At 46.1% G+C, this 25,086-nt stretch carries 20 protein-coding genes and 2 riboswitches; of the genes, 14 read left to right on the top strand and 6 right to left on the bottom strand.

Going from position 1 to position 25,086, the window contains the following annotated elements; translation table 11 throughout:
- Positions 1-15 precede the first annotated feature (15 nt).
- Positions 16-1,134: a GerAB/ArcD/ProY family transporter gene (locus D3H55_RS19040; RefSeq protein ID WP_119548887.1), complete on the bottom strand. Its 1,119-nt coding sequence runs from the start codon at positions 1,132-1,134 to the stop codon at positions 16-18.
- 146 nt (positions 1,135-1,280) lie between these two features.
- Here D3H55_RS19040 and D3H55_RS24505 point away from each other — a divergent pair, with 146 nt between their 5' ends.
- The 12 genes from D3H55_RS24505 (at position 1,281) to D3H55_RS18985 (ending at position 16,742) form a co-directional block, all read left to right on the top strand.
- Positions 1,281-1,418, top strand: coding sequence for a hypothetical protein (locus tag D3H55_RS24505; protein WP_168413174.1), 138 nt, complete (start codon positions 1,281-1,283; stop codon positions 1,416-1,418).
- Positions 1,419-1,594: 176 nt separating this feature from the next.
- Entirely contained in the window at positions 1,595-2,611 is a 1,017-nt protein-coding gene (locus D3H55_RS19035) for an LLM class flavin-dependent oxidoreductase (RefSeq protein WP_119548886.1), read from the top strand.
- 393 nt (positions 2,612-3,004) lie between these two features.
- On the top strand, positions 3,005-3,259 hold the full coding sequence (locus D3H55_RS19030) for a hypothetical protein (RefSeq protein ID WP_119548885.1): 255 nt from the start codon (positions 3,005-3,007) through the stop codon (positions 3,257-3,259).
- 123 nt (positions 3,260-3,382) lie between these two features.
- Positions 3,383-4,009, top strand: coding sequence for a hypothetical protein (locus tag D3H55_RS19025; RefSeq protein ID WP_119548884.1), 627 nt, complete (start codon positions 3,383-3,385; stop codon positions 4,007-4,009).
- 142 nt (positions 4,010-4,151) lie between these two features.
- The gene (locus D3H55_RS19020; RefSeq protein ID WP_119548883.1) at positions 4,152-5,624 is read left to right on the top strand and encodes a nicotinate phosphoribosyltransferase; all 1,473 of its coding nucleotides are present in this window, start codon (positions 4,152-4,154) and stop codon (positions 5,622-5,624) included.
- 205 nt (positions 5,625-5,829) lie between these two features.
- Positions 5,830-6,660: an NAD(+) synthase gene (gene nadE / locus D3H55_RS19015; protein WP_119548882.1), complete on the top strand. Its 831-nt coding sequence runs from the start codon at positions 5,830-5,832 to the stop codon at positions 6,658-6,660.
- Positions 6,661-6,766: 106 nt separating this feature from the next.
- Entirely contained in the window at positions 6,767-7,666 is a 900-nt protein-coding gene (locus tag D3H55_RS19010; protein WP_240628672.1) for a nuclease-related domain-containing protein, read from the top strand.
- A 1,174-nt stretch (positions 7,667-8,840) separates the two neighbouring features.
- A complete protein-coding gene (locus tag D3H55_RS19005; protein ID WP_119548881.1) occupies positions 8,841-9,797 on the top strand; it encodes an AAA family ATPase in 957 nt (318 codons plus the stop codon).
- On the top strand, positions 9,798-11,015 hold the full coding sequence (locus D3H55_RS19000; protein WP_119548880.1) for a DUF58 domain-containing protein: 1,218 nt from the start codon (positions 9,798-9,800) through the stop codon (positions 11,013-11,015).
- Positions 11,012-13,216 (top strand): transglutaminase TgpA family protein, encoded by a 2,205-nt coding sequence (locus D3H55_RS18995; RefSeq protein WP_119548879.1) that lies wholly within the window; start codon positions 11,012-11,014, stop codon positions 13,214-13,216. Before D3H55_RS19000 ends, D3H55_RS18995 begins: the two co-directional genes overlap by 4 nt.
- A gap of 41 nt (positions 13,217-13,257) precedes the next feature.
- Positions 13,258-13,359: riboswitch (purine riboswitch) on the top strand.
- A 135-nt stretch (positions 13,360-13,494) separates the two neighbouring features.
- Positions 13,495-15,048, top strand: a complete 1,554-nt coding sequence (gene guaA / locus D3H55_RS18990) for a glutamine-hydrolyzing GMP synthase (protein ID WP_119548878.1) — start codon at positions 13,495-13,497, stop codon at positions 15,046-15,048.
- A gap of 95 nt (positions 15,049-15,143) precedes the next feature.
- Positions 15,144-15,245, top strand: a riboswitch (purine riboswitch).
- Positions 15,246-15,407: 162 nt separating this feature from the next.
- Positions 15,408-16,742 (top strand): NCS2 family permease, encoded by a 1,335-nt coding sequence (locus D3H55_RS18985; RefSeq protein WP_119548877.1) that lies wholly within the window; start codon positions 15,408-15,410, stop codon positions 16,740-16,742.
- Positions 16,743-16,773: 31 nt separating this feature from the next.
- Here D3H55_RS18985 and D3H55_RS18980 read toward each other — a convergent pair whose 3' ends face one another.
- From D3H55_RS18980 to D3H55_RS18960, 5 genes are read right to left on the bottom strand one after another with little or no spacing between them, the layout of a single operon-like run.
- Entirely contained in the window at positions 16,774-17,232 is a 459-nt protein-coding gene (locus D3H55_RS18980) for a dTDP-4-dehydrorhamnose 3,5-epimerase family protein (protein ID WP_119548876.1), read from the bottom strand.
- The gene (gene rfbD / locus D3H55_RS18975; protein WP_119548875.1) at positions 17,222-18,073 is read right to left on the bottom strand and encodes a dTDP-4-dehydrorhamnose reductase; all 852 of its coding nucleotides are present in this window, start codon (positions 18,071-18,073) and stop codon (positions 17,222-17,224) included. The genes D3H55_RS18980 and rfbD overlap by 11 nt, the downstream gene beginning before the upstream one ends.
- Positions 18,070-19,026, bottom strand: a complete 957-nt coding sequence (gene rfbB, locus D3H55_RS18970; protein ID WP_119548874.1) for a dTDP-glucose 4,6-dehydratase — start codon at positions 19,024-19,026, stop codon at positions 18,070-18,072. The genes rfbD and rfbB overlap by 4 nt, the downstream gene beginning before the upstream one ends.
- Complete coding sequence (gene rfbA, locus D3H55_RS18965; protein ID WP_119548873.1) at positions 19,027-19,917, bottom strand: glucose-1-phosphate thymidylyltransferase RfbA; 891 nt, start codon at positions 19,915-19,917, stop codon at positions 19,027-19,029. It lies immediately after the preceding gene.
- A gap of 51 nt (positions 19,918-19,968) precedes the next feature.
- Positions 19,969-21,495, bottom strand: coding sequence for a glycosyltransferase (locus D3H55_RS18960; protein ID WP_119548920.1), 1,527 nt, complete (start codon positions 21,493-21,495; stop codon positions 19,969-19,971).
- Between the two features lie 239 nt (positions 21,496-21,734).
- Between D3H55_RS18960 and glcT the strand changes: the two genes are divergently transcribed.
- Together glcT and ptsG are read left to right on the top strand one after the other, a co-directional pair.
- Positions 21,735-22,577, top strand: a complete 843-nt coding sequence (gene glcT / locus D3H55_RS18955; protein ID WP_119548872.1) for a glucose PTS transporter transcription antiterminator GlcT — start codon at positions 21,735-21,737, stop codon at positions 22,575-22,577.
- A 178-nt stretch (positions 22,578-22,755) separates the two neighbouring features.
- Positions 22,756-24,822 carry a glucose-specific PTS transporter subunit IIBC gene (gene ptsG, locus D3H55_RS18950; RefSeq protein ID WP_119548871.1) on the top strand — a complete coding sequence of 689 codons (2,067 nt, stop codon included), beginning with the start codon at positions 22,756-22,758 and terminating at the stop codon, positions 24,820-24,822.
- The last annotated feature ends 264 nt before the right edge of the window (positions 24,823-25,086 follow it).

Genomic DNA, 25,086 nt, shown 5'->3' with positions numbered 1-25,086 from the left:
GACATTTTTTTTAGATCAGAAGCCGATGCTTTTGCCATACTGTTCACCCCTTTTCTTTAGTACGAATAAAATCAAGGCGGATAACAGGGTATAGGTCATGAAAAATATCAAGCTGCCAGGCAGAAAGTAATGATAAATATAATTATTGAAGTCATACGGCTCCAATGGAATGAAATGGACGGCCCCGAACAGCAGAAGGTACATAAAGAGAACTATTAAAGGCTTCAAGCGATAATGCTTTAGCCCTCTTGTCAAAAACACACCAAGCAGGTACATGAATAATCCAATTCGGATCAGCGCACCGCTCAGCCACTGGTATAGAGCGAAAAAATCCAGGTGGTTGATATATTCCCCGATGCTCAAAATCCGCCATTGTTCATAGGCAGGGTAGCGGAAGTTGGTTGATTCGACAGGGCCGAATTCCATGATTGAGGCTGACAGCGGCCCCAGGATCAACCCTGTCAGGATAACAAGTAAAACAAGCAGGTGCCGGAACTTGATGGCTTCCTGGGAAAACGGCTGAAGCAGGGTGATGATATAAATTTCAAGGAGCCCCGAAAGTGTGTAAATCATGCCTTTCAGGACAGGGTTCCATCCCTGGCTGAAAATCGGCAGCAGCAAGCTGGGATCCTTGACGCTGGAATTGATGGCGGCAATCATGATGCCGAAAAGGATGACCAGCGGCAGCAGCAGCCCGCTGGCACTCGCCATGGATTTGATGCCTGCAAGGGTAGCGAAGAAACAGGCAGTAACGAGGACGAAGGTAATCATGAAAAGCGAAAAATCGGCCAGGAAGTAGGCGTTCAACCAGATGATCAAATCCTTTAATGTTACATAAGAGCTCAGAAATAAAAACAATAGGACAGGGACCGTTAAAAGGCTGTAAACGACTTTACCGAAGCGGTGCTTGATTAAGCTATAAAAACCTTCAGGAGGACTGTTTTTGACAATATAGTAGATCAGATAGAGAAAGAGGACCGAAATGGGGAAGGCTGCAATGACCCCGATCCAGCTGTCCCTCCCGGCCGCCCGCAGGAGACTGGGTATAAGGATGACGTGATTGAGCAAGCCGGTCGCAAGTATGAGCAAAAGCAATAATTGCCGTGGAATCAGGATTTTGATTAAGCTTTTCATGTGGTGACCACCAGACCTTATTAGGATAGGTAGTAGTGTTTCCTATACCGCTTTATATATGAGTCAAAGGTGCAAATCAACCAGTATAGTCAGTCTGCTGCACGGGGAAAATAGAAATAAAATAAACTCTAAAAGGCGGAATGGAAATGAGTATGAGAGAAAAGTTCCCGGTAGCGGATCTGAATGAAAGCCAGCTGACAAAGGTAACGAGGCTGGAAAACGAATTAAGGAAGGAACTTAACGAGAATATTGTATGGATCGCGTATGATGAAAAAGACGAATAAGAAGACAGGAGAAAGGAAGCTGGGGTCGGCGGCATCGCTTTAGCGCTTTAAAGCAGCCGGGGACAGTCCCCGGCTGCTTTAAAGCGCTAAAGTGTGAAGGGATTAAGCCTTCATGAGTGACCCTCATCTTCATTTTCTTTATAATATCAGGCAACGACGGGTAAAGGAGATCTAAAATGATTTCATTAAGCATCCTGGATTATTCTCCAATAGATGAAGGAGCAGATGCCCACCAGGCACTTTGGGAGACGACAGAACTTGCGAAGCATGCAGATGCACTTGGCTATAAACGATTTTGGGTATCAGAACATCACATGGTGGACTCTGTTGCCAACAGCAGCCCTGAAATGCTGATGATGCACTTGGCGGCCCTGACTTCCACCATACGGATAGGATCCGGCGGTGTCATGCTTCCGCATTACAGCAGCTACAAGGTCGCGGAGAATTTCCGCATGCTGGAAGCACTGCATCCAAACAGAATCGACCTTGGAATCGGCAGGTCACCAAGCTACAGGATCGTCAATACTGCGCTGAATGAAGGAAAGACCAAGAAGACTTCCTATGAACAGCAGGTGGCGGATCTGATGAAATATTTCACTAACAACACAGTGGAAGAGCATCGCTTTCAATCACTTCTCGCAGCACCGAAAATCCCGACAGCACCACAAATGTGGATGCTGGGGACGGGTGAAAGAGGCGCCCGCACCGCGGCAGCCCAGGGGACAGGATATGTCTTCGCTCTTTTTGCCAAACCAGGGAGTAAAGGGGTTAGCATCGTTGAAGAGTACCGGAAGCAATTCCAGCCGTCCAGTCTTCTCGGCCGCCCGAAAACAATGGTTTCGGTTTTTGCGGTGGCAGGCGAAACAGAAGAGGAGGCAGAGGACCTGGCAAAAGCTTTCGACCTCTGGCTGTATTTTGTAGAGTCGGACAATCAGCCGCCCTATTATCCATCCATTGAAACAGCGAAAAAACGGGGCTTTACTGCCACCGAGGATCGGAAAGTGAGGCAGAACCGCAGGAGAATGCTCATCGGGACCCCCGGGAAAGTAAAAGCAGAGATTGAACGCATTGCAGAAACGTTTCAAACAGATGAAATCTTGATCATCCCCAATGTTTCAGGAATTGAAAATCGGAAAAAGGTGATCGGGCTCCTGGCCAAAGAATTCAGATTGAATGATAAAAAAGACCTGTGAATGGATGCAGGATGTGGGTCTTTGGTTTAAGATGCCGTTCCTCGGGAAATCTAAATAAATGGCTGTTTTCGCATATATTGCTGCTTTTGTGAAAATCCTGAGTGCCGGATTTTTCCGCCTGTACTCTGAGATTTCCCTCTGAAAAGAAAGAGCAACTCTTTTCTTTCCTGCTTACCAGGGGATTTCGGAGATTTACCAGGATATTAGTTGAAATTTATAGTGAATAGCAACAAAGTTTACGAAAAGAGCCTTTCGGAAAGATCCTTAAGACCCTTGAGACTGGGAATTCCCCCTTACCAGGGAAGTCAGTTCTTCATTTCTTGTTTACAAAGGTTCAAACAGCAATACAGATTACGAAAAGAGCCAAATAAAAAAGATCATGGGAGTGGTATCTTGGAATTTTCTTTAAGTTTTTTCGTTAATATCATCATTGCGATTTATCTGTTTGTTGATGCCAGAAAGCGCGGAAAGAATCCATGGCTATGGGGGATTCTCGGACTCATTTTCGGTGCGATCGTCCTGGGCATCTATTTTATCCAGACGGGCAGAAGAACCTTAGGCTGGATCATCGTCGTCCTTTCTATTCTGTGGTTCATCCTTGCATTGGTACTGGGGATGATCGGGGCATTGTTTGGGCTTTTGATTTGATATAAGAAACACCGGCTGAGAGTTTCAGCTGGTGTTTTTTATATCAGGACCAAAGCCCTGTTTTTTCCAGTGGTGATACCGGCGGATGAAACTTTCCGTATTAAAAGGCAGGAGGGTGATACGATGGATGATTATATGGGAGAGAAAAATAATACACCTTTTAAAGAAAGTAAGCTTATACCTTCAGCAGCAACTTATGTTATTCTTGCTTTCTTGTTTAGTGCTGTGCCGGAATGGTCAAAAACGATTTTTATCATGAATTCGATTGTAGCTGGTACAGCACTCTTGATAACAGTGATTTATTGGAAAGTTGCTGAATACAAGAGGAGATACTTCTCTGTAGCCAGTTATTGTCTGTTATTTACAATATCTTTCACCAGTGTCCAGCCCGTCCTCAGGGTATCTTGGGCAGAAGGGAACTCATTATGGATGTACCTTGGATTTCTATGGATTGTTACATTTATGGTTACGCATATTCTCAAGGAAGGAATTTTTCAGGCCTTCTCTAAGACATTTGAAAGTCGTTTCAGCATCAGCTTTCATATCGTTTTATTTGGAGTACTATTTACTGCTCCTATCGTGATTTTCCTGACAAATCTTGAGAGTATATTCAATCAGAATACCCAATTCTTTCTTTTAGGAATGCTGCTTTATGTTATTTCGCTCTTTTTATTAATAATGCTTCCTGCTCTTCTGAAACATCCTAAGGATATCATTAAGGAAAGGAATCCTGGTGTCCGGCCTGACTAGTTCAGTCCAGGTTTTCATTTTAATGCTAACTGAAAATCCCCAATCCGGTGAAAATCTCAAATTATGGTTAAAATATAGAAAATAGTCTATTTATATAGAGTGAAGAGTGATTAGATCACCGCAACCCGAAGGAGTGAATAGGATGTATAACTACCCTGATGACAGCCTTGCTTTACATACAGACCTTTATCAAATCAATATGGCCAAGACGTATTGGGAAGATGGGATCCATGAAAAGAATGCAGTGTTCGAATTGTTTTTCCGGAAGCTTCCTTTCGGTAACGGATATGCGGTTTTTGCCGGCCTTGAGAGAGTGATCCGATTTATTGAAAACTTTCAATTCAGTGAGACCGACATTGAGTATCTCCGTGAAGAAGTCGGTTATGAAGAAGAATTTTTGCAATACTTGAAGGAAATGAGATTCACAGGCAGTGTCCGTTCAATGAAAGAAGGCGAGCTGGCTTTCGGGAATGAACCGATGATCAGAGTGGAAGCTCCCCTTGGCCAGGCCCAGCTTCTCGAAACAGCCCTGCTGAACATTGTGAATTTCCAAACATTGATTGCCACCAAAGCAGCCCGCATCAAGGAAGTCGTTGAGGATGAAGTCGTGATGGAGTTCGGAACACGCCGCGCCCAGGAAATGGATGCAGCAATCTGGGGAACCAGGGCCGCATTCATCGGCGGTTTTGATGCAACGAGCAACGTCCGTGCAGGCAAGCTGTTCGGCATTCCGGCAGCTGGAACACATGCCCATTCGATGGTGCAGGCATACCGTGACGATTACATTTCTTTTAAAAAGTATGCCGAATCCCATAAGGATTGTGTTTTCCTGGTTGATACCTATGATACCCTGCGCTCCGGAGTGCCTGCTGCCATCCAGGTCGCAAAGGAAATGGGAGACAAAATCAATTTCAAGGGGATCCGGCTTGACAGCGGTGATATGGCCTACCTTTCTAAAAAAGCAAGAGAGATGCTGGATGAAGCAGGATTCCCGGAAGCCAGGATAGTTGCTTCCAATGATTTGGATGAGTACACGATCTTGAACTTGAAGGCCCAGGGAGCGAAGATCGACACATGGGGAATCGGGACGAAATTGATCACCGGTTTTGACCAGCCTGCGCTCGGAGCCGTTTACAAGCTGGTGTCCATCGAAAACAAAGACGGGGAAATGACGGATACCATCAAGATTTCAAGTAACGCTGAGAAAGTCTCGACCCCTGGCTTGAAAAATGTGTACAGGATCATCAATAAAACCAGCGGTAAATCAGAAGGGGATTATATCACCCTCGAAGGAGAAAAGCCGCAGGAACAGGATCGGATCAAGATGTTCCATCCCGTCCACACCTTTATAAGCAAGTTTGTCACTAACTTTGAGGCGAAAGATCTGCACACCGATATATTTGAGGATGGCAGACTGGTTTACGAGACACCGTCACTGCAGGAAATCAGAAACTATTTCAAGGAAAGTGTGGATGTGCTGTGGGACGAGTACAAACGCCTCATGAACCCGGAAGATTACCCTGTCGATCTCAGTGAAAAATGCTGGAATAACAAGATGCGGAATATCGAGGAAGTCAAACAGAAGGTGCAGGCATACCAGGATCAAGCCCGGTAACGAATGTTTGTGGCTTCGGAAGCAATGGTATTATAATAATAGAATATTTTTTACTAATACCGCCTGGTCCTGCGCAATCAGGAAGGGCGGGGGCAGAGCCGGCGTTTCTGGAGGGAAAGCGAATGTCTTCGCACAGGCGTCCGCATGTAACCAGAATACGTTCGAAAACAGTCTAAAAATCCCGGTAGGAGAGTGAAAAGACAAGATGGATTCTTTGCAGAAACAAATCGTTGAAGAGATGAAAGTGAAACCCGAAATTGATCCAAAGGAAGAAATAAGACGAAGCGTCGACCTCATGAAGGATTACCTGAAGAAAAATTCATTTTTGAAAAGCCTGGTACTGGGAATCTCCGGCGGACAGGACTCCACCTTGGTCGGGAAGCTTGCCCAAAAAGCGGTGGATGAACTGAATGAGGAAAACGGGACGGATGAATATCAGTTCATCGCGGTCCGCCTTCCGTACGGCAAACAGAATGATGAAAAGGATGCCCTTGACGCAGTCGAGTTCATCCAGCCAAGCAAATCCTACACCGTCAACATCAAGGGTGCGGTGGATGCGAGCGCGGCAGCCATGAAGGAAGCGGGAGTTGCCCTGTCAGATTTCACTAAAGGAAACGAAAAAGCCCGTGAACGCATGAAGGTTCAATACAGCATGGCAGCCATGAACAAAGGTGTTGTGCTTGGCACGGACCACTCCGCAGAAGCGGTAACTGGTTTCTATACGAAGCACGGTGACGGAGCAGCCGACCTTGTGCCGATCTTCCGTTTGAATAAGCGCCAAGGAAGAGCGCTGCTGAAAGAGCTTGGCGCACCGGAACATCTTTACACAAAGATTCCGACTGCCGACCTTGAAGACAACAGACCAATGATCCCGGACGAAGAAGCACTGGGTGTTACTTACGAACAAATCGACGACTTCCTGGAAGGAAAAGAAGTATCTCCGGAAGCCGCCAAGGTCATCGAAGGCCACTACCTGAAGTCCAGACACAAACGGGAGCTGCCAATCAACGTTTTCGATGACTGGTGGAAAAATTAATTTTATATGGACCGGCGGGGGGCTAAGTCCCTTGCCGGTTTTTTATCTGGATTTCGATGCGGTTATTGTATAAAATTTACATATAAAGCGAAAGGAGTGAAACTGATTGATTTTTAAAAAGCGAAACGTGCCAAAGGAACTGCAAATATTGAGAGCGCTGCGGCCGAGGATGAATTTTACCGAAGAGGAAGAAAGCTATTACCAGTACAAAGAAAAAGGATACCAAGGGGAAGTGGCCTTCGATAAATGGGCAGAACCGCTCGAAAGCTTGATCTTCCTGAACGACGTGAACCTCAATGTGAACAACAGCCACTTCCAGAACGACTCCCTCGGAATCACCTCCGGAATTCTCCATATCTTCGAAGTCAAAAATCTTGAAGGCGACTACACTATCAAAAACGACAAATGGCACTCCCCAAAAGGAAATGCCGTCAAAAACCCTCTCCTCCAGCTCGAAAAAGCCGAAACCCTCATCACCCAGCTCGTCAAAAGCATGGGCTGGCGCATCCATGTAAAACCCCATCTTGTATTTGTCCACCCGGAATTCCACCTATACAACGTCCCCGCTAATTTACCGATCATTCATCCCGGCCAGCTGGGGCGCTTCAGGGAAAAACTCCAGCAGCAAAGCGCAAAACCCACCCGCACCGAAATCCAGATAGCAGAGAAACTGTGTTCCCTTCTGATGGACGAACTGCCGTATTCCAGTGTGCCCGCCTTTACCTATGAGGGGCTGAGGAAGGGGATTGTTTGTCCTGGGTGCGGGGGGTTCTATGGTGCTTTTCATAAGGTGTTTAACTGTGGATACTGTGGAAACAGGGAAAATTGTTCTGATGCAGTATTGCGAAGCATTGAGGAATTTAAGATTCTATTTCCTGAATCGAAAATGACAACAGGAGGGATTCTTGAATGGTGTAAGGTGATTAAGGATGATAGAACTATACGGAGGATTCTTAAAGGAAACTTTGAGTTGACTGGCCATACCAAGTCTGCGTTTTATTTATAAAACGGGTGTTACTGAAAAGCTGCCTGCTAAAGGCGGCTTTTTTGACTGTTTAGACTGTAAAGGAGTGAGCGCGTCCAAGGATGTACTACGAATAGATGGACGATTCCGGCATCAAAAAGCAGAGCAGCAGAAAGTGATGCTGAAAAAGCGGTGGGATTCCGGCATCAAAAAGCGGGGTAGCAGAAAATGATGCCGTAAAAGGGGTCGGATTGCAGCATCAAAAAGCAGAGTGGCGGAAAATGATGCTGTAAAAGGGGGCGGATTGCAGCATCAAAAAGCGGAGTGTCGGAAAATGATGCTGTAAAAGGGGTTGGATTGCAACATCAAAAGGCGGGGTAGCAGAAAATGATGCTGTAAAAGGGGTTGGATTGCAGCATCAAAAAGCAGATCAGCAGAAAATGATGCCGTAAAAGGGGTTGGATTGCAGCATCAAAAAGCAGATCAGCAGAAAATGATGCCGTAAAAGGGGTTGCATTCCGGCATCAAAAGGCGGAGTAGCAGAAAATGATGCTGTAAAAGCGGTTGGATTCCAGCATCAAAAAGCAGATCAGCAGAAATGATGCCGTAAAAGGGGTCGGATTCCAGCATCAAAAAGCAGATCAGCAGAAATGATGCCGTAAAAGGGGTTGCATTCCGGCATCAAAAGGCGGAGTAGCAGAAAATGATGCTGTAAAAGCGGTTGGATTCCAGCATCAAAAAGCAGATCAGCAGAAAATGATGCCGTAAAAGGGGTTGGATTCTAGCATCAAAAAGCGGACCAGCAGAAAATGATGCCGTAAAAGAGGTGGGATTGCGGCATCAAAAAGCAGACCAGCAGAAACTAATCCGGCAAAAAACACCAAAAAGAATTCACGCAAAAAGCCTACACCCCGCCACCAATCCTCCCCAAATTCCCAAATCCTAAATTTTGTTATATAATTGTAACAGAAAATTCTGATTTGTCGTGAACGTGAAAAGAATGCAAAACTCATATTCTATTATTCAGCCGCCTGCACGACAGAATTAAAGCACCAGAACTACCCAAAAGCACAAAGCAGCAAGAAACAGCCAGCCAAAGAAAATTAGACAAATTACCTAATAATTCCCTATATTCGAAAAGGGTTTTTCCTATTTCTACAGAATGTAATAAGTAATTAGGCAGGTAATGTCAGTCAGAGTCTCAGGAGGGAATAGAATGACGACTAATGTAATGAATCCAAAGTTACAGCATGTAATTGAAAATATTGAAAAAGTGATGATCGGGAAGAGGTCGGTTGCGGAACTAAGCTTGGTGGCGCTGCTGGCAAACGGCCATGTGCTTCTTGAGGATGTGCCGGGTGTCGGGAAGACGATGATGGTCCGGGCGCTTGCTAAGTCAGTCGGCGCTTCTTTTAAACGGATCCAGTTCACACCGGACCTGCTTCCTTCAGATGTCATCGGGGTTTCTATATATAATCCAAAAGACAGCGAGTTTCATTTCCGGCCGGGGCCGATCATGGGGAACATCATCCTGGCTGACGAAATCAACCGTACATCACCGAAGACACAATCCGCGCTGCTTGAGGGGATGGAAGAGCACAGTGTCACGATTGACGGGGTGACACGCAAGCTGGATAAGCCGTTTTTTGTTATGGCGACACAGAATCCTATCGAGTATGAAGGGACCTATCCGCTTCCGGAAGCGCAGCTGGATCGTTTCCTCCTCAAAATGAAAATGGGGTATCCGGAAATGGAAGAAGAGATGGAGATCCTTACGCGTGCACAGAAAAGGGCGCCAATCGAAGAGCTTGAGGCGGTCATCACACTCGAAGAGCTGCGGATGATCCAGGAAGAAGTAAAGGAAGTCATTATGGATGACACCTTGAAGAAATATATCGTGGATATTGCACACAGGACGAGGCAGCATTCCCAGGTTTACCTTGGGGCGAGCCCCCGTGGATCCATTGCGCTGATGAGGGCTTGCCAGGCTTATGCTTACCTGAACAGCAGGGATTATGTGATTCCTGATGATGTGCAGTACCTTGCTCCATTTGTATTCTCTCACCGGATCATCTTGAAATCAGAGGCGAAATACGAGGGCATCACCGCGGAAGAAGTGGTGGAAAGAGTGATCACCAGGATTCCGGTGCCAGTCCAAAGGCTTGTGAGATAAATGAAAAAGAAGCTGCAGATTGTAAAAGTGATAGCCAAGCTGCTGCTGCTCATCGTCCTTTGGGCGGTAACGCTTGTCTATGCATTATTCCAGGGAGGGTTCGTCAGCTGGTTCCTGTTTTACAGCTTTGTTCCCTTCGCCTTGTTTTCTTTGTTGATCTCCATTTATCCGCTTTCCGATTTTGAAGTGGAACGCTCTTTTAAATCAACCGATTTTAAGGCCGGGGACTCTATGGAAGTGTCGCTTATCATAAAAAGGAGGCTTCCTTTCCCGCTGTTTTATGTGGTTGCGGATGATATCGTGTCTCCATCGATATTTTACAGATCCTCTTTCCAAAAGGCTAAGTCGATGATCTATCCTGGCTTCAGGAGGGAGATCCATTTGAAGTATACAATCGATGAGCTGCCGCGCGGGGAACATCATTTCAGTGCGGTCCGCTTAAAGACGGGAGATTTTTTCGGGATATTTGAAAAAGAGGTCACGGTCCCGTGCCTCAATACGCTCCTGGTGTATCCAGCGTTTGTGGATGTCATCTACAGGCCGCTTGAAAGCAGGTATGACCAGGGGATGGCTTCTTCCAATGTGAAGATCCAGAAGGATACTACCATGGCGACCGGCGTCAAGGAGTATCAGCCGGGCGACCGTTTTTCGTGGATTCATTGGAAGTCATTTGCGCGTACCAATCAACTGATGACGAAAGAATTTGAAGAAAGGCAGTCGCATGATGTACTTGTCGTCCTGGACCGCGAACCTTCGCAGGCATTTGAGCCTATGGTGACTTTTACGGCATCTGTTCTCAAAGCAGTGTTGAAAAGAGGGGCACAGGCTGGTCTGCTTTCGATTGGTGAAGACCATGTCTCCTTCCCGCTCAGAGGGGGAGAAGAACACCAGCGCCAGCTGTATCATCACCTGGCAAAAGTAAAAGCGGACAGTAAATTTGACCTTTCAAAGGTCCTTCATGGGGAAGGGGTCAACTATCAGCAGTCGGCTACTGTGATGCTGGTCACTAGTTCGATCTCCAAGAAGCTTATTTCGACTGTCAGATCTTATGCGAAACGAAACTCTTCGGTTGTCATTTTCCTGATAAAAGAAAAGGGCGCACAGCTTACGGCTGAAGAAAAAGCGCTGAAGGCCATGGCAGCCGGCAGGGGCATCTGGCTGAAAGTGAGCTATGAGGGCGAATTTGGTTCTGCGTTTTCGGAGGTGAAGAACGCATGAGTGGAGGAGTGCAAAAAAGGGATCTTCAGCGTGGCGTTCTTTATGGGCTTGCATTCATTTTATTGTGGGAATGGCTGAGGCCACTGAATGATGTCACCGACACAGGGAACCTGGGATATTTTGTTGTTTTTATCCTTTTGTCGATCACCCTTTATTATTTGAACATAAACAAATTTTTATCATTTTCAATTAAGCTGGTCTTTATCGGTTATTCTCTGTATCACTTATATGCAGACGATACGTTCATGAACCCATTGGCTGCCATGATGGCAGACCTTTGGGAGAATATCGGTTTGACCATCGGGCGCGAGTGGTCCATGCTTTCCGATATGTACCGCAGCCTGTTATTCTTCGTTCTTCTATGGTTGATGACCTATCTTATCCATTACTGGTTATCTGTCCGGAAAACGATGCTTTTGTTTTATATCATGACGGTCATTTATGTCTCGCTTCTCGATACATTTACTTCATTTGATGCCAAGGGAGCCATCATCCGGGTCATCATACTCGGGTTCCTGCTGCTGGGGATGCTGGCCTTGCTGCGGCTGAAGGATCAGGAGAGCCTGCGGGGGACGACAAGGGCTACCGGCAGATGGATGATTCCGCTTGTGATTATGATCGGTTTCAGCTCGGTCCTCGCTTTTGCGGCGCCGAAAATCGATCCTGTATGGCCTGATCCCGTTCCGTACCTTAAGGCATTTGCGGATGACAACGGGGGTGGAAGCGGCGTTTCGAGGCTTGGGTATGGAGAGGATGACAGCAAGCTTGGCGGTCCGTTCCTTGGGGATCCGAAAACCGTTTTCACGGCAGATGTAATACGTGAGCACTACTGGAGAATCGAAAGCAAAGATATCTATACCGGAAAAGGCTGGGAAAGAACCGGTTCTGAAGAAACTGAGCAGGCTGTTCCTTTTAATGCCGGGGAAGAGGTGCCGCTCGACTTGACGCCGCCGGATCCGGAAAAGGAACCTGAAACAGAGTTCATTGACGTGAAAGAACAGTACTCCCATGTGGTCTATCCTTACGGGATCAATACTTTCCAAGGGAATGAAGAGGGCTACTTCTCCCTGAGTGAAGATACATCAAAAATCACCACTCTCGAAGGGGAAGAAGAAGTGAAATTGGAGGAGTACGCGATAGATTATACTAATCCTGTATACTCTTTAAAAGGATTGGAATCCGCTTCAGCCGAAACGCTTCCGGGGGGATCCGAAGCATTCCTGGAAAGATACACGCAGCTCCCGGATACTCTGCCTGAACGCGTAAAAGAACTGGCGGAGACGATTACGGCTGATGAGGAGAACTGGTACCGCAAAGTGACAGCGATCGAGGAATATTTTGAAGCAGAAAACTTTGTCTATGAACAGTTCGAAGTCCCGGTGCCGGAAGAGGGCCAGGACTATGTAGACCAGTTCCTGTTTGACACTCAAATGGGCTATTGCGATAACTACTCAACAGCGATGGTTGTCATGGTCCGTTCCCTTGGGATCCCGGCAAGATGGGTCAAGGGCTACACGGAAGGTGAATATCAAAGAAGCATTGATACCCAGTACAAGACCTACAAGGTCACCAACAATAATGCCCATTCATGGCCGGAAGTCTATTTTCCGGGTGAAGGCTGGGTTCCGTTTGAGCCGACAGTCGGTTTTACGGGCAGTTCCATCGTGAATTATGATTATGAACTGCCGGAATCCGAGGAGACAGCTGTTCCTCCGGTTGATCAGGAAAAGCCGGAAAAGGATTTGGCTCCGGAAGATGAAGCATCTGCAGGAAGCAGTTCTTCAAGCTTTTCCCTTAAGAGGCTATGGGACGATACGGTGACGTTTGTGGAAGAGAATTGGGGCAAGATCCTGCTGGCCATCCTGGCATTGGCGATCATAGCGGTTGGGGTATTCCTGGTCAGAAGGCGCTGGCTTCCGTTCATGCTGATTCCGTATTATAAGTTCAAGAAGGATGAGGATGCCTTCCCGAAAGCATATGTCTCATTGCTGAACCAGCTGAAGCGCTATGGCCTGAAGATGGATGATGGGCAGACCCTGCGTTCATATTCCCGATATGTGGATTCATTCTTCGGCACGAGGGAGATGACATCCCTGACAGATAAATATGAACGTGCGCTGTATGGACAAAAGCTTACAGGTCATGACTGGAAGCAGACCCGCAAATTGTGGGAAAATTTAATTAAAAGGACAACAGGTTGACCAATGCTCCAACTCATTATAAAATGAGGTCGAAATGTAGATAAATACGGTTTGCATACCTTCATATATCCTCGATAATAGGGTTCGAAAGTCTCTACCGGATCACCGTAAATGATCTGACTATGAAGGCAGTATTCATTTTGATGTGAGATGCGCGTGAGGTATATCAAAACCAGAATTCTGCCTTTATATAAGGCTGGATTCTGGTTTTTTTTACTTTTGGGGCAAACTGTATAGAGTCATAGATTAAAACGAAATAAATTGATGAGGTGAGCAGGATGACGGGAAAAACGGAATTGCATAATCAGGAAATGATTGTTGTATTGGATTTCGGCAGTCAGTATAATCAGTTGATCACGAGAAGGATTCGTGAATTCGGGGTCTACAGTGAGCTTCATCCCCACACGATTACTTTAGAGGAAATCAAGGATATGAATCCAAGCGGCATCATTTTTTCCGGAGGGCCGAACAGTGTGTATGGAGAGAATGCCTTCCGTTGTGACGAGAGAATCTTTGATTTGGATATTCCGGTTTTGGGCATCTGTTACGGAATGCAGCTTATGACCATGCACTTTGGCGGTAAGGTGGAAAGAGCGAAGCACCGTGAATATGGTAAAGCCAAGATCAATGTTCAGCATTCTTCAAAGCTGTTCGGGAACCTGCCTGAAGAACAGGTTGTCTGGATGAGCCACGGCGACTTGGTAATGGAAGCTCCGGAAGGTTTTACAGTGGATGCCATCAATCCATCCTGCCCGATTGCTTCAATGAGTGATGAGGAAAGAGGATTGTATGCAGTGCAATTCCATCCTGAGGTGCGCCACTCTCAATATGGAAACGACATGCTGAAGAACTTTGTGTTCGATGTGTGCGGATGCAATGACGAATGGTCCATGGAAAACTTCATTGAAATTGAAATGGAAAAGATCCGCAAGACTGTCGGGGATAAAAAAGTTCTTTGTGCGCTGAGCGGCGGAGTTGATTCTTCCGTTGTTGCGGTCCTGATCCACAAGGCGATCGGCGACCAGCTCACTTGTATATTCGTCGACCACGGTTTGCTGCGAAAAGATGAGGCAGAAGGCGTGATGAAGACATTCTCGGAAGGCTTCAACATGAATGTCATCAAAGTGGACGCGAAAGACCGCTTCTTAAACAAACTGAAAGGTGTTTCCGATCCGGAAGAAAAACGCAAAATCATCGGAAACGAGTTCATCTATGTGTTTGATGATGAAGCAACCAAGCTGGAAGGAATTGAATACCTGGCACAGGGTACGCTTTATACAGATATCATTGAGAGCGGCACTGCGACTGCGCAGACAATCAAGTCCCACCACAATGTGGGCGGGCTTCCTGAAGATATGCAGTTTCAGTTGATTGAACCTTTGAATACTCTTTTCAAAGATGAAGTTCGCGCGCTTGGAAGCGAGCTCGGAATTCCGGATGAAATCGTTTGGCGCCAGCCTTTCCCTGGTCCTGGTCTAGGAATCCGTGTCCTTGGCGAGATTTCTGATGAGAAGCTTGAGATTGTCAGGGAATCCGATCACATCCTTCGCGAGGAAATCAAGAAGGCAGGACTTGACCGCGATATCTGGCAGTACTTCACGGTTCTTCCTGATATCCGCAGTGTCGGCGTGATGGGGGATGCCCGTACGTATGATTACACAATCGGCATCAGAGCGGTGACATCCATCGACGGAATGACATCCGACTGGGCGAGGATTCCGTGGGATGTATTGGAACTGATTTCCACCAGGATCGTCAATGAAGTCGACCATATCAACCGCGTTGTGTATGATATCACGAGCAAGCCGCCAGCAACGATCGAGTGGGAGTAAAATAATTTCACGAACGTTATAAAAATAATTGTCGGAAATGTTCGGATTTTGTATTGACTAATAGAGTTCCTGTTGATACAATGACAGTGAACTTAATAAGAACTGAAACATTACGTCGTATAATTTTGGGGATAAGGCCCAGCAGTTTCTACCGAGCTACCGTAAATGGCTTGACTACGAGGTGATGGTCTGATGAAGACTAGTCGATACAGATTCATGCTATTATTTTTCTATTAAACTAGTTCTTTTCTTTCCCTTACCAGTATGTCACGCCCTGAACGACGGTTGTTCAGGGCGTTTTTACGTTCAAACGGGGCATCTCGAAGATAGACGGCGGATATTTTAGAGGAGGTAAGGAAATGAAAAAGTTTTTCCAGTTTAATGAACTTGGAACGAATTACAGCCGCGAAATCATCGGCGGACTGACAACGTTTTTATCCATGGCTTATATTCTGGTCGTCAACCCGATTACACTTTCGCTGGAGTCGGTGCCGGATCTTCCGGACAGCATGAGGATGGATTATGGAGCAGTATTTGTCGCAACGGCACTGGCTGCCGCAATCGGATCACTCATAATGGGGCTCATAGCCAAGTATCCGATCGCACTTGCCCCGGGTATGGGACTTAACGCATTCTTTGCTTACACAGTCGTTTTGACGATGGGGATTTCATGGCAGGCTGCCTTGACGGGCGTATTGATTTCCGGTTTGATTTTTATCCTTATGACCCTGACAGGGCTTCGTGAAAAAATCATCAACTCCATTCCTGCTGAATTGAAATTCGCGGTAGGAGCGGGGATCGGCCTTTTTATTACTTTTGTAGGTTTTCAGAATGCAGGTATCATCACGAATAATGATGCGACACTTGTCGGCCTTGGGAACCTTGGTGACGGCAACACACTTCTTGCGGTATTCGGGATCTTCGTTACAGTCATCCTGATGACGAGGGGAGTAAAGGGCGGCATTTTCTTCGGAATGGTGATCACAGCCATTGCTGGTATGATTTTCGGCTTGATCGATCTACCAAACCAGATTGTCGGTGCAGTGCCGAGTCTTGAACCGACATTCGGAGCTGCAGTGGAACCGCTTTTCAATGATGTTTCAAGTGTTTTCACGATCCAGATGCTTGTAGTCGTACTGACTTTCTTGTTCGTTGACTTCTTTGATACTGCAGGTACGCTTGTAGCGGTTGCCAATCAGGCAAATCTGATGAAGGATAACAAACTTCCAAGAGCAGGCAAGGCGCTTTTCGCGGATTCCTGCGCAACAGTAGTTGGAGCGGTGCTTGGTACTTCGACAACGACTTCATACATTGAATCTTCTGCAGGGGTTGCAGCCGGCGCGAGATCAGGCTTCGCTTCTGTCATAACGGCAGTACTATTCCTGCTGTCACTGTTCTTCTTCCCGCTGCTTGAAGTAATCACGGCACCGGTAACGGCACCAGCATTAATCATCGTCGGTGTCCTGATGGTTTCTGCCATCGGTAAAATCGACTGGAACCGATTCGAGATTGCTGTGCCAGCATTCCTGACTATCATCGCTATGCCGTTAACGTACAGCATCGCAACGGGTATTGCAGTCGGCTTCATTTTTTACCCGATCACGATGATCATGAAGGGACGCACAAAAGAAATTCATCCAATCATGTATCTTCTGTTCATTATCTTTGTACTGTACTTTATCTTCTTGATTTAATAATTAAGAGGGCTTCCGCATTGGAAGCCCTCTATCTGTTTTCAGTAGACCAGTCAAAGCCTATTGTTTCATCATCCCAGGGGATTCGTTTCTCATCAGGATTGCGGGGATTATAGGACTGGGTTGTGCAGTACACAATGGTGGCCGGCTCTTGTCCGAGGACCCGGTATCCATGGGCGACTCCTTTAGGAATCAACAATAAGATCGGATTGTGTTCTCCCATATAAAAAACGTTTGTTTGACCTTTGGTAGAGGAGTGCTCCCTGAGGTCATAGAGGACTGCCTGCACATTTCCTGAGGGGAAGAACCATAGGTCATCCTGATTTTCATGGTAGTGAAACGCCTTGATGACCCCCGGATAGGAAGTGGACCAGGAAAGCTGTCCGAATCGGGACAGGAGGTTTTCATCATCCCTGAGCACTTCAGCGAAAAAACCCCGGTCATCCGTATGTTTGACCAGTTTTTTTGTTGCCACGCCGTTAATCTTCATTCCTATCACCCTCCTTCGTCAGATATTCATGTAATGCTTCTTTCCAATTCCGCATGAAGATTCCTTTTTCATTTATTTTTTTATGGCTTAGTACAGAATATGCCGGCCTTGGAACAGTGCTTCCGTACTCCTGTGAAGTTACCGGTATAACGGTGCACTCTTCATTCAGCAGCCTGACGACTTCACTGGCAAAATCATGCCAGCTGCAGCTGCCTGAATTCGAGACATGATAAATCCCGGGCGGGCAGTACAGCAGTTTTTCGGTGCAAGCGGCCAGGTCACAGGTATAGGCAGGCGATCCGAATTGATCGCTCACAACTTGGATCGACTCCCTGCCGCGGGCCAGATCACGGATAGTCTTGACGAAATTCCTTCCGGTATGTCCGAACAACCAGGAAGTCCTGATGATGGTCGCATCCGGATTGATGGACGAGACGAAGTATTCTCCCAGCAGCTTGCTTTTTCCGTAGACGGTTCCAGGCCGGGCTTCATCATTTTCCTCATATGGGGTTGAACGTTTCCCTGAAAATACATAATCTGTACTGAAATGGATGAATTTCATATTAAGCCTCTTTGTTTCCAAAGCGAGATAACAGGGTGCGGCAGTGTTGATGGAATATGCTTTTTCCTGTTCGCTCTCACAAACATCCACCTTTGCAAAAGCAGCAGCATTCAGCACAGTGTCCGGCCGGTCTCTGTCCAATGCTTTCCGGATTGCCTGAAGCTGGGTGACATCGCACTCGCTTTTAAGGTAAGGGATCACTGTATGCCCTTTTTTTGTCAGGAACTCTGCAAGGTCTGTTCCTAATTGTCCGCCGGCGCCGGTGATGGCTATTTTCATGGCCGGTCACCTTTGTGATGCTTGCCAAACCAGTTCACTGTATATTCAAGCCTGTCAATGAATCTCCCTGATGGCTTCCATCCTGTTTCACGTTGGAGTTTGGAGGAATCAATGGCGTATCTTCTGTCATGTCCCGGGCGGTCTTTTACATATGTTATCAAGCTGTCAGGTTTCTTGAGGAGCTGCAGGATGGTTCTGGCGATTTCAATGTTTTGGTGTTCATTTTCTCCGCCGATATTATAGACTTCCCCAGGCCTGCCTTTTTCGAGGATTTGCAGGATTGCCATGCAATGGTCTTCTACATAAAGCCAATCGCGTATTTGCCTGCCGTCTCCATAGACAGGTATTTCCTTGTCTTGCAGAGCATTGCGGATGACCGTCGGGATGAATTTTTCAGCATGCTGGAATGGGCCGAAATTATTGCTGCACCGGGTGATGATCAAAGGAAGACCATAGGTTTCGAAAAAAGACCGGACCAGTAAGTCTGCACTCGCTTTTGTTGCCGAATACGGGTTGTTTGGTTGGAGAGGGGAATTCTCAGTAAACGGCTGGTCGTCAGGAGCCAGGGTCCCGTACACTTCATCGGTGGAAATCTGTATCATTTTGTTGGCGAATCCTTTTTTTGCGTATTTTAATAGATTATGTGTACCGGTGATATTGGTCTGAAGGAAGAGATCGGCATTGTGTATGCTGTTATCTACATGAGATTCTGCTGCGAAATTTATGACAGCGTCATATTCTCTGTCAAATATGTGTGCTATGTCCATTTCATTGGAAATATCCCTTTTTAAAAAGCGGAAACGGGGGTTGGTTGACAGGGTCTTTATCTCTTGTGGATGGCTGGCATATGTGAGCGAATCTGCCACCGTTACTTGATGATGGGAGCAGGCAAGTACCATCCTGACAAAATTCATTCCGATGAATCCTGCTCCGCCAGTGATGAGCAAGTTCATTTAAAGCCCTCCTTTCCTGTTTTTGTGTTGAGAAGCCAGCTTCATCAGATACAATCCGTAGTCGTTGCTTTTAAGCGGTTTGGCCAATTCTGCCAGCTGATATTCGTCAATATACCCTTTTCGAAAAGCGATTTCTTCAATGCAGGCAATTCGGAGGTTCTGTCTTTCCTGGATGGTCTGAATGAAAAGGGCGGCATCAAGCAATGATTTGTGGGTGCCGGTATCAAACCAGCTGAATCCCCTGCCGAGAAGTTTGACCTGAAGCGCGTTTTCTTGTAAATAGAATTGGTTGATAGAGGTGATTTCGTATTCGCCTCTTGCTGACTTAGAGAGTTTTTTAGCAAAGTCCACAACTCTATTATCGTAGAAATATAGACCGGTCACTGCATAATTTGATTTGGGATGGGAGGGTTTCTCTTCAAGAGAGATGACCTTCTGGTGCTGGTCGAATTCCACGACCCCGAAACGGCCGGGATCTTTTACTTGATAGCCGAAAACGGTGGCACCGATATTGGTTTGCGCAGCGGTTTCGAGTGTTTTCGTAAAATTATGTCCATAAAATATATTGTCTCCAAGTATCAGGCATACCGGATCTTCTCCTATGAATTCCTCTCCAATGACAAAAGCTTGAGCGATTCCCTCTGGCTTTTCCTGGATAAGGTAATGAAGGTGGAGCCCCAGCTGAGACCCGTCACCGAGCAACTTCTCGAACCGGGGAATATCGGCTCTTGTGGAGATGATCAATATTTCCTTGATCCCCGCGAGCATGAGAATGGAAAGCGGATAGTAGATCAGTGGTTTGTCGAATACAGGGAGAAGCTGCTTGGACACTGCATTGGTCAGCGGATACAGTCTGGTGCCGCTGCCGCCCGCTAGAATGATTCCCTTCATTTGATTTCCACCTCCTTAATGCGATACGGGAACGTATTTTGAAAAAACTTGCTACTGGCATATGATAACTTCCTGCCTGATACCGGAAGTGCAGTATTCTCCATACCGGATGAAATAGTCCAAGGGACGGCCTTCCTCCATCTGCCACCATCTGACCGCACCGGCAGGAGCTTTTGCAGCAAAGTGTTCAATGTCTTTCGGCACATCTCCTACAACGATGATTTCACAATCTTTGAAGTTATTTTCCAGTGAATCTTCCAGTGCTTTATATAAAGCATCTGTTTTGGCTTCTTCATAGGGGATGGCAAAAATCAATGATTTCCTGCCTGGATTCCTGGCCGTTATGTGGGTTGTTTTTCGGAAAGGGTCATCCCGAGAGGCTTCCCACACTCTCTGGTAAGGAAGCGCGCCCGTCATATCAAGCTCACTCAACCTGCTGCTGACTCTTTGTGAGTAGTAATCCTTTAGTTCCTTTACAAGAATTTGGATCTGTTTATTTCTTATGAAAGTAGAGTTGTTTCCGTTTGAATTACGATATTGGATATACAGCAAATCGGGGATTGCGGCATATTTGGTAATCAGGAAGGTGCGTATCAATAGATCGTAATCATCAGCGACAAGAAGTTCTTCCCGATGCCCGCCGGCAAGGTGATAGCATTCTCTCGTCCATGCCCTCGGATGATTCGGCAGTCCAACCAGGTGCCGCAGTGTATTGCCGTTGATGGCTGTGTTTCTATAAACATTCTGCCAGCGGCCCATTTCATGCAGCCAGACCCGGTAGTATACAGAATAACCAAATCCACAGTCCCACCCGTACCAATGGCCCTGCTGGTTCTCTTCATAAACCTCTGAACAATCCCCGAAAACAAACCCGCAGTCCGGATTGTTCTTGAAGGCATCGGCAATCTTTTGCAGACAATCTGCGGTGAGTTCATCATCGTGATCCACTTCCACAAGGATCTCGCCCGTGCAGAGGCTTGCAGCATACCTTTTAACGGCACCGATATAACCGTTATATTCATCTTGCCGGTATCTTCTCACTCGTGGATCATCAAGCTTGATGAGATATTCTTTATAGGTTTCTCCTCCGTCATCTGAATCATCTACAATGACCCACTCCCAGTTTTGGTAGGTTTGCTTCAATAGGGATTGAAAAGGCCGTTGAATTTTATCCTTTGAACGGTAGGCAGCTGTAAATATTGAGATTAAGGGAGTATCGGAAGAAAACCGGGAAGGAGAAAGCTTCTTGTTTTCAATCAATTGTTCTGTGCATGACAGCCAGCAATAAAAGAGTTGGCGGGACTGGACTTTGTCCGGGCCGGAAAAATGAAGCCAGCGTTTTTTCTCGTGCAGCGGCATTGAAACCAATGAGGGGAATTCCCTCCAGTTGCTGCCGATGGAGACATATACCCTCGGATTCTTGGTGAACAGTTCAGGCACGGAGCTGTTTTGATCCAGGATTTCAATAGAAATATGATCCTTTTCCAGCCTCTCAATCAGTGAGATTAATTCTTCGCTGTGTATGTTCTTGTCAGGAAATAGATATACAGATAATAAAGGCTTAGTCTTTGAGGCCATGATATTCTCCTTGCTTTTCATTATTTGAGAATTCATCCATGTTTTCCTCAATATTTATATGTATCGGAAATAGAGGTTGTTCCATAGCGGCCTTAATAAAGGCTAACTTACCAAATAAGCTGAAAGGAAGATTGCCGAAAGCCGGCCGGGTCAGGTATTCTTTCGTTGAAAAAAGTATGCGCTTTCGTTAGAATCATACAATATGTTAAGTCTCAACTGAAAAAAGAGGGAAATCACTCATGGTTCATATAGAAGTAAAGAAAGTCCTGAATAATAATGTCCTGATTGCCAAGCATGAGGGCTATGGAGAAGTTGTGCTGATAGGTAAGGGAATCGGCTTCAATGCAAAAAAAGGAGACTTTCTGGAAAACGATTTAGCAGAGAAGATGTTTGTGCTGAAAGGGGAAAAGGAACAGGAGCAATACAAAATGCTTCTCCCTTATCTTGAGGAAGATATGCTGGATACCATCATTTCAGCCATCGAGCTGATCCGGAACAGAACAAACTCTTTTTTGAATGAACACATCCACGTTGCCCTTACCGACCATATTTTGTTTGCGATAAACCGGCTGATGAAGGGCATGGCGATACGGAATCCTTTTTTGATGGAAACAAAGGCGCTTTATCCATTTGAATATGAAGTGGCAAGAGAAGTAGTCGCCCTATTGAATAAGGAGACGAATGTCGAACTGCCTGAAGGGGAAATCGGATTCATTGCGCTGCATATCCATAGTGCCATGATGAACAAAGACTTATCACAGGTCAACCAGCATTCTCAATTGATCGGAACCTTAACCTCCACAATTGAAGATGTATTAAAGGTGGATATCGATAAGGAAAGTGTCCATTATATGAGATTGGTGCGCCATCTTCGTTATACGATAGAGAGGGTGCTGAGGCAGGAAAGGGTCCAGGAACCGGAAAAAATCGCTTTGCTGTTGAAAGAAGAATACCCACTGTGCTATAATCTCTCGTGGAAACTAATCAAGATGATGCAGCAAACACTGAAGAAACCAGTGGATGACGCAGAGGCGGTCTACCTGACCATGCATCTGCAGCGCATACAGAATAAAGTTAAATAATGAACTAATCTTTTAACGTGTTACTGATACGATCAGGCATGAGTTAAAGAAGATGATTGATTCGTGTACTTTGGGGGAAGTCTATCCTTATACACAATCAGAGTCTCCTTTTGCTCATGCCTTTTTTGTGTTTGCTGCTATTATCTTGTCCATACAAAGTACTAGGGAGGTCATCAATTTGTTTAAAAAAGCATTCGGTGTTTTGCAAAAAGTAGGTAAAGCGTTGATGCTGCCGGTTGCCATTCTGCCTGCGGCAGGGATCCTGCTTGCACTGGGGTCTGCGCTCGTCAATCCAACCCTGTTGGAAATCGCCCCATTCCTAGGGACAGGCTGGGTGTCGACGGTAGCAAATGTAATGAAAGAAGCCGGCGGTATCATTTTCAGTAACCTTGCGTTGTTGTTCGCTGTCGGGGTAGCCATAGGTCTCGCCGGAGGAGAAGGCGTTGCCGGTCTTGCTGCGATTGTTGGTTACTTGATTATGAATGCAACCATGGGAGCTGCCCTTGGCATTACAGCAGCAGATGTTGAAGCTGATATGGCGTTCGCCAATGTATTGGGGATTCCGACGCTCCAAACTGGGGTATTCGGGGGTATCATCATGGGTATCCTCGCTGCTTATATGTACAATCGCTTCTTTAATATTGAACTGGCGCCATACTTGGGTTTCTTTGCCGGAAAGCGTTTTGTTCCGATAGCAACTGCTGCCTCTGCAGTGATTGTCGGATTATTGATGCTGGTCATCTGGCCGCCCGTCCAACATGGGCTTAATACATTCTCTAACTTCATGCTTGGAGAAAACAGAACGATTGCTGCTTTCATCTTCGGTGTGGTTGAGCGTTCGTTGATTCCATTCGGGCTTCACCATATTTTCTATTCACCATTCTGGTTTGAATTTGGTTCTTATACTACTCAAGCAGGAGAAGTGGTCCGCGGTGACCAGGCAATCTTCATGAAACAGATCCAGGATAATGTACAGGATTTAACTGCTGGAACATTCATGACAGGTAAATATCCGTTCATGATGTTCGGACTGCCTGCAGCAGCGTTGGCAATCTATCACGAAGCACGTCCTGAAAGAAAGAAAATCGTGGCAGGTATCATGGGGTCCGCTGCATTGACTTCATTCTTGACAGGGATCACAGAGCCGCTTGAGTTCTCGTTCCTGTTCGTGGCACCGGTCCTGTTCGGAATTCACGCGATCTTTGCCGGTTTGTCGTTCATGACCATGCACTTGCTTAACGTTAAGATCGGTATGACATTCTCCGGCGGATTGATCGACTATATCCTGTTCGGTGTCATCAACCCGCAGACGAACTGGTGGCTCGTCATTCCGGTAGGTTTGGTCTTTGCGGTCATCTATTACTTTGGTTTCCGTTTTGCCATCCGCAAATTCAACCTTGCGACACCGGGCCGTGAAGAGGTGGATGAAGATGAAGAAGAAGGAGCACCTTCCAAAGGATCAGACCTTGCCCATGATGTACTTGAGGCAATGGGAGGAAAAGAAAACATCGCGCACCTTGATGCATGTATCACTCGTCTGCGTGTATCGGTAAATGATGAAAAGCAAGTTGATAAAAACAGACTGAAGAAACTGGGGGCTTCCGGCGTGCTTGAAGTAGGAAACAGCATCCAGGCAATCTTCGGACCAAAATCGGATACATTGAAATCGCAAATGAAAGATATCATGATGGGCAAAACTCCTCGAAAAGCTGAAACAAATACTGATGAAGAAGTTGAACAGCAGATCGAAGAAGTGAACCCCGATGCTTTACAGAATGAAGAGGAATTTGCCAATGAAAAATTTGTTTCTCCTATTAAAGGGGAAATAAAAGATCTATCAGAAGTTCCTGATCAGGTATTTTCTCAAAAGATGATGGGTGATGGATTTGCCATCCTTCCAACAGACGGACTAATCGTTTCTCCGGTAGATGGAAAGATCGTCAATGTCTTCCCGACAAAACATGCGATCGGCATTGAGTCCAAAGGCGGAAAGGAAATACTGATCCATGTCGGTATCGATACGGTCAAACTTGAAGGTAAAGGGTTTGAGTCGTTGATTAAAGAAGGAGATCAAGTGGAGGCGGGGCAGCCGCTGTTGAAAGTGGACCTCGACTACATCAAAGACAATGCTCCTTCGACAATTACGCCAATCATCTTTACCAACCTTAAAGAGGGTCAGGCGGTTACGGTAGAAAAAGAAGGCAGCGTAAACGCCAAAGATGAAAACATCATCACTATAGATTGATGATTAAAAAGACCGGATCACGGGCAACTTGATCCGGTCTTTTCTTTGGATAAAACAGGAAGGAATAAAATTTGAAAAAGTGTGTTGACTCAATATGGCTATCTTGTTATACTTTACAGACCGTCGCAATAACAAATCATTTAGACGGACAAGCTGATCTGAAAAAAGTTATTAAAACTTGTTGACAGAGAATGCTTGGGATGATATGATTTAAAAGTTGCTCCGAACGAGTAACGAAAAATACTTTTTCGCAGAAGTTGACAC

Source organism: Bacillus salacetis, from assembly GCF_003581585.1.
Lineage (GTDB): Bacteria > Bacillota > Bacilli > Bacillales > Bacillaceae_B > Rossellomorea > Rossellomorea salacetis.
Note: the sequence above shows the minus strand (reverse complement) of the source record. Positions and strands in the feature narration are given on the sequence as shown.

Excerpts from the sequence above, each read along its gene's own strand:
- D3H55_RS19040 (WP_119548887.1), bottom strand. The coding sequence starts at position 1,134 with ATGAAAAGCTTAATCAAAATCCTGATTCCACGGCAATTATTGCTTTTG.
- D3H55_RS24505 (WP_168413174.1), top strand. The coding sequence starts at position 1,281 with ATGAGTATGAGAGAAAAGTTCCCGGTAGCGGATCTGAATGAAAGCCAG.
- D3H55_RS19035 (WP_119548886.1), top strand. The coding sequence starts at position 1,595 with ATGATTTCATTAAGCATCCTGGATTATTCTCCAATAGATGAAGGAGCA.
- D3H55_RS19025 (WP_119548884.1), top strand. The coding sequence starts at position 3,383 with ATGGATGATTATATGGGAGAGAAAAATAATACACCTTTTAAAGAAAGT.
- D3H55_RS19020 (WP_119548883.1), top strand. The coding sequence starts at position 4,152 with ATGTATAACTACCCTGATGACAGCCTTGCTTTACATACAGACCTTTAT.
- nadE (WP_119548882.1), top strand. The coding sequence starts at position 5,830 with ATGGATTCTTTGCAGAAACAAATCGTTGAAGAGATGAAAGTGAAACCC.
- D3H55_RS19005 (WP_119548881.1), top strand. The coding sequence starts at position 8,841 with ATGACGACTAATGTAATGAATCCAAAGTTACAGCATGTAATTGAAAAT.
- D3H55_RS19000 (WP_119548880.1), top strand. The coding sequence starts at position 9,798 with ATGAAAAAGAAGCTGCAGATTGTAAAAGTGATAGCCAAGCTGCTGCTG.
- D3H55_RS18995 (WP_119548879.1), top strand. The coding sequence starts at position 11,012 with ATGAGTGGAGGAGTGCAAAAAAGGGATCTTCAGCGTGGCGTTCTTTAT.
- guaA (WP_119548878.1), top strand. The coding sequence starts at position 13,495 with ATGACGGGAAAAACGGAATTGCATAATCAGGAAATGATTGTTGTATTG.
- D3H55_RS18985 (WP_119548877.1), top strand. The coding sequence starts at position 15,408 with ATGAAAAAGTTTTTCCAGTTTAATGAACTTGGAACGAATTACAGCCGC.
- D3H55_RS18980 (WP_119548876.1), bottom strand. The coding sequence starts at position 17,232 with ATGAAGATTAACGGCGTGGCAACAAAAAAACTGGTCAAACATACGGAT.
- rfbD (WP_119548875.1), bottom strand. The coding sequence starts at position 18,073 with ATGAAAATAGCCATCACCGGCGCCGGCGGACAATTAGGAACAGACCTT.
- rfbB (WP_119548874.1), bottom strand. The coding sequence starts at position 19,026 with ATGAACTTGCTCATCACTGGCGGAGCAGGATTCATCGGAATGAATTTT.
- rfbA (WP_119548873.1), bottom strand. The coding sequence starts at position 19,917 with ATGAAGGGAATCATTCTAGCGGGCGGCAGCGGCACCAGACTGTATCCG.
- D3H55_RS18960 (WP_119548920.1), bottom strand. The coding sequence starts at position 21,495 with ATGGCCTCAAAGACTAAGCCTTTATTATCTGTATATCTATTTCCTGAC.
- glcT (WP_119548872.1), top strand. The coding sequence starts at position 21,735 with ATGGTTCATATAGAAGTAAAGAAAGTCCTGAATAATAATGTCCTGATT.